This window comes from Stenotrophomonas sp. P5_A8 (assembly GCF_056400545.1).
In genome coordinates, this window is the sequence record NZ_JBFULB010000199.1 from 1 (window position 1) to 7,194 (window position 7,194).

The 7,194-nt window shown below is 67.0% G+C and carries 7 protein-coding genes and 1 pseudogene; 7 read left to right on the forward strand and 1 reads right to left on the reverse strand.

The features are described 5' to 3' along the window. The 6 genes from AC1DQP_RS13815 to AC1DQP_RS13840 form a co-directional block, all read left to right on the forward strand. Positions 1 to 2,217, forward strand: a 2,217-nt coding sequence (locus AC1DQP_RS13815) for a GH92 family glycosyl hydrolase (RefSeq protein WP_478051812.1), incomplete at its 5' end; no start/stop codon positions are given. Between the two features lie 138 nt (positions 2,218 to 2,355). Continuing rightward, a complete protein-coding gene (locus AC1DQP_RS13820; protein ID WP_256774363.1) occupies positions 2,356 to 2,694 on the forward strand; it encodes a type II toxin-antitoxin system prevent-host-death family antitoxin in 339 nt (112 codons plus the stop codon). A gap of 3 nt (positions 2,695 to 2,697) precedes the next feature. After that, entirely contained in the window at positions 2,698 to 3,327 is a 630-nt protein-coding gene (locus AC1DQP_RS13825) for an ATPase (RefSeq protein ID WP_457319494.1), read from the forward strand. 118 nt (positions 3,328 to 3,445) lie between these two features. Further along, positions 3,446 to 3,868 (forward strand): baeRF12 domain-containing protein, encoded by a 423-nt coding sequence (locus tag AC1DQP_RS13830; RefSeq protein ID WP_478051813.1) that lies wholly within the window; start codon positions 3,446 to 3,448, stop codon positions 3,866 to 3,868. Next, positions 3,865 to 4,188 (forward strand): thioredoxin family protein, encoded by a 324-nt coding sequence (locus AC1DQP_RS13835; protein WP_256774360.1) that lies wholly within the window; start codon positions 3,865 to 3,867, stop codon positions 4,186 to 4,188. Before AC1DQP_RS13830 ends, AC1DQP_RS13835 begins: the two co-directional genes overlap by 4 nt. 34 nt (positions 4,189 to 4,222) lie before the next feature. After that, positions 4,223 to 5,020, forward strand: coding sequence for an AraC family transcriptional regulator (locus tag AC1DQP_RS13840; protein WP_457319497.1), 798 nt, complete (start codon positions 4,223 to 4,225; stop codon positions 5,018 to 5,020). A gap of 30 nt (positions 5,021 to 5,050) precedes the next feature. On the opposite strand, the gene AC1DQP_RS13845 is transcribed toward AC1DQP_RS13840, so the two are convergent. Then, a complete protein-coding gene (locus AC1DQP_RS13845) occupies positions 5,051 to 6,289 on the reverse strand; it encodes an MFS transporter (protein WP_457319498.1) in 1,239 nt (412 codons plus the stop codon). Positions 6,290 to 6,522: 233 nt separating this feature from the next. On the opposite strand from AC1DQP_RS13845, the pseudogene AC1DQP_RS13850 reads away from it, so the two are divergent. After that, positions 6,523 to 7,194 (forward strand): annotated as a pseudogene (locus AC1DQP_RS13850) (hypothetical protein); the annotation flags it as partial.

The following is a 7,194-nucleotide window of genomic DNA, read 5'->3' on the forward strand; positions in this document are numbered from 1 at the left end:
GGCACCGGCGGGGAAGGGCATACCTATCCCGGCGCCACGGTGCCGTTCGGCATGGTCCAGCTCAGTCCGGACACCCGCATCCAGCCGCGCGAAAAGGCCTACGGCTGGGCAGCCGGTTATCGCCATGACGACAGCAGCATCGTCGGCTTCTCGCACACGCATTTCTCCGGCAGCGGCCATTCGGACCTGGGCGACGTGCTGGTGATGCCGTTCACCGGCGATCCGGGGCTGGAGCGCGGTGACCCGGACACGCCAAAAAGTGGCTATGCCTCGCGCTTCCACCATGACAATGAGAAGGCCGAGCCGGGTTACTACGCGGTCACGCTGGACGACTACAAGGTACGCGCCGAGCTCACTACCAGCGCGCGCMCCGGCGTACACCGTTACACCTATCCAAAGGGCGAGAAGGCGCGCGTGCTGCTCGACCTGCGCACCAGCCTGTATGACTATCCGGGCAAGATCCTGTGGTCGCGGCTGCGCCTGCAGCCCGATGGCACGGTCACCGGCTTCCGCGAAACCCGCGGTTGGGCGCCGGGCCGGCAGCTGTATTTCGCGATGCGTTTCTCGCGCCCGCTGACCGGCCACGCCTTGCACAACACCGAAACCGACATTGCCTACAAGGGCTTCCCGCCGCCGGGCCAGAACGATCCCACCCAGCGCCCGCAGATCGAGGGGCGGCAGCTGCTGGGGACGTTCGATTTCGGCACGCTGGATGCCCCGCTGGTGGTCACCGTGGCCATCTCCTCGGTGAGCGAGCAGGGCGCGATCGCCAACCTGGACGCCGAAGCGAAAGACCAGAACTTCGACCGCGTGCGCGCCGAAGCGAAGCAGCAGTGGCGCCAGGCGTTGTCCGCGGTGGAGATCGAGGCGCCCGTGCATGACCTGCGCAGCGCCTACACCGCGCTGTACCACAGCATGCTGGGCCCAACCCTGTTCATGGATGCCGATGGCCAGTACCGCGGTTCGGACAATGCCGTGCACCGCGCCGAGGGCTACACCAACTACTCCACGTTCTCGTTGTGGGACACCTACCGTGCGCTGCATCCGTTGCTGACCCTGGTGCAGCCGGAAAAGCGCAACAGTGATTTCATCAATTCGCTGATCGTCCACCAGCAGCACAGTGCGTACGGCATGCTGCCGGTGTGGGCGTTCCACGGCCAGGAGACGTGGTGCATGATCGGTTACCACGCCGTGCCGGTGATCGCCGATGCCTACCTCAAGGGCATTCGCGGTTTCGATGCGGACAAGGCGCTGGATGCCATGGTGGCCACCGCCAACTACGGCCCGTATGACGGCATCGCGCAGTACCGCGAACTGGGCTGGGTGCCGATCGACGAGGAAGGCGAAGCGGCGAGCAAGACGCTCGAATACGCCTTCGACGACTGGACCATCGCACGCATGGCCGAAGCGATGGGCCGCAAGGACGTGCAGGCCACCTTCGACAAGCGCGCCGGCAACTGGCGCCATGCCTATGACGCCGGCACCGGCTTCATGCGCGCACGCAAGCGCGATGGCAGCTTCCGCGAGCCCTTCGATCCATCGGCCAGCGGGTACGGCACCGACTACACCGAAGGCAACGCCTGGCAGTACTCGTGGTATGTGCCGCAGGACGTGGCCGGGCTGGCGCAGGCCCATGGTGGCAGCGACACGCTTCTGGCGCGCCTGGACCAGGTGTTCGAGGCCAAGGTCGACCCGTCGATCTTCGAGCATATGGAAGACATTACCGGCCTGATCGGCTGGTACGCGCACGGCAATGAGCCCAGCCACCACGTGGCCTAYCTGTACGCGCATGCCGGTCAGCCGTGGCGCACGCAGGCCCGCCTGAAGCAGATCATGGACACCCAGTACGCCGACCGTCCCGATGGCCTGGCCGGGAATGACGACCTGGGCCAGATGTCGGCCTGGTACGTGTTCACCGCGCTGGGCTTCTATCCGGTGGCGCCGGGCAGTGGCGAGTACATCATCGGCCGCCCGTTCGTGCCCAAGGCCACGTTGAACCTGCCCAACGGCAAGCAGTTCCGCATCGTTACGCAGGGGATGGACAAGGGGCACCAGTACGTGGGCTCGGTTACCCTCAACGGGCAGCCGCTGCAGCGCACCTTCCTGCGCCATGCGGAGATCCTGGCCGGCGGCGAGCTGCGCTTCACCCYGCAGGCCGAACCGAACAAGGCGTGGCCGGGGCAGGGCGCGCAGGCGCCGTACTCGATGTCGCGCTGAGCATTGGGCGAAACCCGTCAACCCTTGCAGGGCAAGGGCTGTCCCGACGTGGGACAGCCGGGTCGGGCCAAAATGGGATTTATGTCCAATTTGGCCAAAAGGCGTATGATGGCCCCATATCCCGCGCTGGAGCCTGCCATGACGTTGCCCCTGGATCTGCCCGGCCTTGAAAAGGCTACTGCATCATCGGTAAAGACCCGTGGCTGGCCGAGCCTGATGCGCACTGTGCGTGAAAAGCAGGCGCTGGTGATTACCAACCACAACCACCCCGAAGCGGTGATCGTCGATATCAAGGCCTACCAGGAACTGCTGGCCAAGGCCGCCGGCGCCGGTGGCGACGCGCGCGGCGGTGAGCTGGAACGCCTGCGTGCGCAGTTCGATACGCAGTTGGCCGGGCTCAACCGCGACGGCGGGCTTGGCAAGGTGCTGGGCAAGCCGATCCATCGCGGCAAGATCACCCCCGGCAAGTCGCTCTGACCGGTGGGGCGGATCCTGGTGCTGGCCGGCGTCAACGGCGCCGGCAAAAGCTCGCTATTGGGCATGTTGCTGGAGGCGAAGGGGCTGTCCTGGTACAACCCCGACGCGTTCACCCGCGCCCTGGTCGAGGCCGGCTGGGTGGAGGCCGAGGCCAACGCAATGGCCTGGCACGAAGGCACGCGGCGGCTGCGCCAGGCCATGCTCGATGGCAGCGATTTCGCCTTCGAAAGCACGCTCGGCGGCAATACCATCCCACGCCTGCTGCGTGAGGCCTGCGCCTCGCACGAGGTCGCGATCTGGTTCTGCGGCCTGGACAGCGTGGCCCTGCATATCGAGCGCGTGGCGGCCCGGGTGAGCCGCGGTGGCCACGACATTCCGCAGGACAAAATCCACGCCCGCTACGATGCCTCCCGCGAAAACCTGATCGAGCTGCTCCCGTACCTGGCCGAGGTGCATGTCTACGACAACAGCGCCCCGCTGGACGAACAGGGCCGCGCCGACCCGCGGCCCTTGCTGCAACTGGACCGCACTGGCCTGCATTACCCGGTTTCGGTCGCCGAACTGCTGCACACCCCGGACTGGGCCAAGCCGATCGTGATGCGGGCGATGGAGCTGCACGCCGGCGCTGCCTGACGCTGCGGCGGGCGGCGGTGCACACGCGGCACACACATCCGTATGCGCGGTGCTTACATCCACCTGCCTACCTTGGACCTCGGGCGCAATGGCGACCCGTTTTCCCAAGGAGTCCACGATGCAGCAGCACATTCCCGCAGGCACCCTCGTCGTCGTCGCAGACGGCGGCTCGGCCCGTGTGTTCACCAATGTCRGCGATGGCCGCACCCTGCAGCTCAAGCAGCACGATGAGCTGAAGGTCCAGGACATCAGCGCGCAGGGTGTCTCCGGCCAGGGACCGTCGGGCTCGATGCCGCAGGACATGAGCATCTCGCAGATGAACGAGGCTACCTTCGCCAAGCAGTTGGCCGGGCAGTTGAACGAGGACGCCCTCAACAACCGCTATGCCCACCTGGTGCTGATCGCCGATCCGCAGACGCTGGGGCGGATCCGCCCGCAGCTGCACAAGGAGGTCCAGTCGCGGTTGCTCGCCGATCTGGCCAAGGATCTCACCAACGCCCCGCTCGAAGACATTCAACGGGCGCTTGAGCAGGCGCGATGAGCTACAGCCGCGACTACGCCAGCCAGGAGCCGTCACGCGCCGAGATCGATGCGGGCACCGGCTGGCAGCTGGTTGAGTTCGGTGCCCCGTGGTGCCCGCATTGCAGTGCCGCCCAGTTGGCCCTCAAGGACTGGCTGGATGCGCACGAGATGCCGCATTTGAAGATCGAAGACGGTAAAGGGCGGCCTGCGGGCCGCTCGTTCAAGGTCACGCTGTGGCCGACCGTGATCCTGCTGCGTGATGGGCAGGAAGTGGCACGGGTGGTGCGACCGCGTGGCGATAACGATCTGGCCGTGTTCGATCACGCGCTGCAGGGCTAGAATCCCGGCGTTGGTTGTTTGCCGGGATCTGCGCGTGCCTTACCGAAAAAAGCACATCACCGCCGTCGATGGGCAAGGCCGCAGCATGCCGTTCGCGCCGGATGCGCCGGTGCTGTGCCGCGCGCGCGACTACACGCCGGGCACGGTGATTCCGCTTCACCACCATCCCGACCGCCATCAACTGGTGTACGCCGAGACCGGCGTGCTGGTGGTGCAGGCGGGCACCGGGCGCTGGGTGGTGCCGAGCACGCGCGCGATCTGGATGCCGGCCGGCATGGGGCACAAGGTGAGCTGCATCGGCGCGGTCGGCATGCGCAGCCTGTACATCCTGCCGTCGGCCATGGCACATGCGCCAGACACCGCGTCGACCGTATCGGTCACGCCGCTGTTGGCGGCCTTGATCCGCGCCGCCGTCGAGGTGCAGCCGCCGTATCGGCAGGACTCCCGCGACGGTCGGGTCATGCAGCTGATCCTGGACGAACTGGAGACGCTGCCGGTGTTGCCGCTGCACCTGCCGCAACCGCTGGATCCACGACTGCAGGCCATCGCGCGCCGGCTCGAATCCGCCCCGGATGATCCCTCCACGCTGCAGGACTGGGCGCGTCGGCTTTCGGTGGACGTCAAGACGATCCAACGCTTGTGTGCGCGCGAAGTGGGCATGACCTTCGGCCAATGGCGGCAGCAGGCGCGGTTGCTGCGCGCCCTGGAGCGTCTGGCGCACGGCGACAAGATCATCGATGTGGCGCTGTCGCTGGGGTATGCCAGCCCCAGCGCGTTCACCGCGATGTTCAAGAAGCGCTTCGGGCAACGGCCGAGCCAGTTCTTCCAGTAGCGCCGCGCACCTGCCGCGCGTAGCGTCGCGTCAGTGCGGCCTGGTTTTGGGCAGGAACGCCGTTGCCAGGCCCAGCAGGGGCAGGTACGAGGTGAAGTGGTAGACCCACACGATGCCGTGGATGTCGGCCAGCTTGCCCAGGCCCGCCGCGCCGATGCCGCCGATCCCGAACATCAGGCCGAACATCAGCCCCGATACCATGCCGACGCGGCCGGGTACCGCTTCCTGCGCATACACCACCAGCGCGGCGAAGGCCGAGGACATCACCAGGCCGACCGCGATCGCCAGCACCGCCGTGCCCATCAGGTTGGCGTAGGGCAGGGCGAGTGCGAACGGCGCCACGCCGAGGAACGAAATCCAGATCACCGCCTTGCGCCCGATCCGGTCGCCGACCGGGCCGCCGATGAAGGTGCCCAGCGCGATCGAGGCCAGGAAGATGAAGAGATACATCTGACTCTGCTGCACGCTCAGGTGGAAGCGCTCGATCAGGTAGAAGGTGAAGAAGTTGGTGAACGAGGCGATGTAGACGAACTTGGCGAACATCAGCACCGAGATCACCACAATGGCCTGCACCACTTTGCCGCGGCTGAGGCCGGTGCCGTGGCTGCGCGCCAGGCTGCTCATCTTGGCCTGGCCATGGCGCACGGTCCAGCCGGTCAGCCGGAACAGCACGAAGATGGCGACGGCGGCGATCAGCATGAACCAGCCAATGGCGCGTTGCCCGTGCGGAATGACCACCGCGGCGGCGAGCAGGGGGCCGATCGCCGAGCCGGTGTTGCCGCCGACCTGGAACGTGGACTGCGCGGTGCCGAAGCGCCCACCGGAGGCCATCCGTGCCACGCGCGAGGCTTCTGGATGGAACGTGGCCGAGCCCACGCCGACCACTGCGGCGGCCACCAGCAGCATTTCGTAACTGTTGGCCAGGGCCATCATCGCGATGCCGATGAAGGTGGCCACCATGCCCGACGGCAGCAGGTAAGGCAGCGGCCGTTTGTCGGTATACATGCCCACCCACGGCTGCAGCAGCGAGGCGGTGACCTGGTACACCAGCGCGATCACCCCGATCTGGCCGAAGCTGAGCTGGAACTCGCTCTTGAACATCGGATACACCGCCGGCAGCACGGCCTGGATCATGTCGTTGAGCAGGTGCGCGAACGCGGCGGCGCCGACGATGCGGATCGCAAAGCCCTGGTTGGCGGGTACGACGGGGGCGGCCGAGGGGATCGGTGCGGGTGCGGGGGAGGGCGTTTGTGGGGTCATGGACGGCATCGAAAGCAGGGCACGCTTGCCGGCACCATGCGGGGGCGTTGCAGCGCCGCGCGGTCCCGGACCCGTGGGGAGGGGAGGGGACGCCCAGAATAGGACCGTTGCCTTCTCCCGTCTCGCGCGATATGGGCGCGGGTCGTCGCAAATGGGGCATGGATCGCGCCGCGTTGCGTCGTGGACCTCATTTTAAGGCGTCCCCTCTACAATTGAGGGCTTCAAGCAATGAGGACACGGCAATGAATGCCGCAGCAGACAAGGACGATGCAGCCAGCATCGCGCAGCATCGAACCGCCGCCGAGGTCGCCTTCAATCCCGATTACGCGTCCGCCAACAGTGAGTACCGCGCCGCAGTGGGCAACGGCTCGATCACCTGGAATCCGGGCGATGGCGCGGTCAAGGGCGCCATCGAGCGGGACGTGGCCAAGGTGGGCTCCACGGCGCAGACGCAGGCTCAGGCGGTGACCTTCACGCACGCGAGCGCCGACGGCCTGGTGAACTATCAGGTGCAGATGGAGCGCTCGGCGGGCGCACGCGCGGAGGTGGGGGGTGGATCGAGCCGTGGCGCGGCCGCCGAGACGGCCACCACCGCCGGTGTACGCGGGCGCTACCTGGTCAGCCTGCCGGCCGGCAGCGATGCGGTCGATGCGGCGAAGGTGGACCCGTTCACGCCCACCACGATTCCCGTCGGTGGCCGCGTCACGCTCGATGCCCAGGCGTTCCAGGGCACTGCGCTGGACGCCAGCTTCCGCCACATCGCCACCCAGACCCAGCTCACCGAGGCCTCGGGCGCGAGCTATCGCGTGGACCGCCTCGATGCCGGGCATGTGCGCGTGACCATGGGGCCCAACCAGGCCGTGTCGGCATTCAACGGCCTGGGCGTATCGGCTGGCGGTGTCAATGCCATGCTC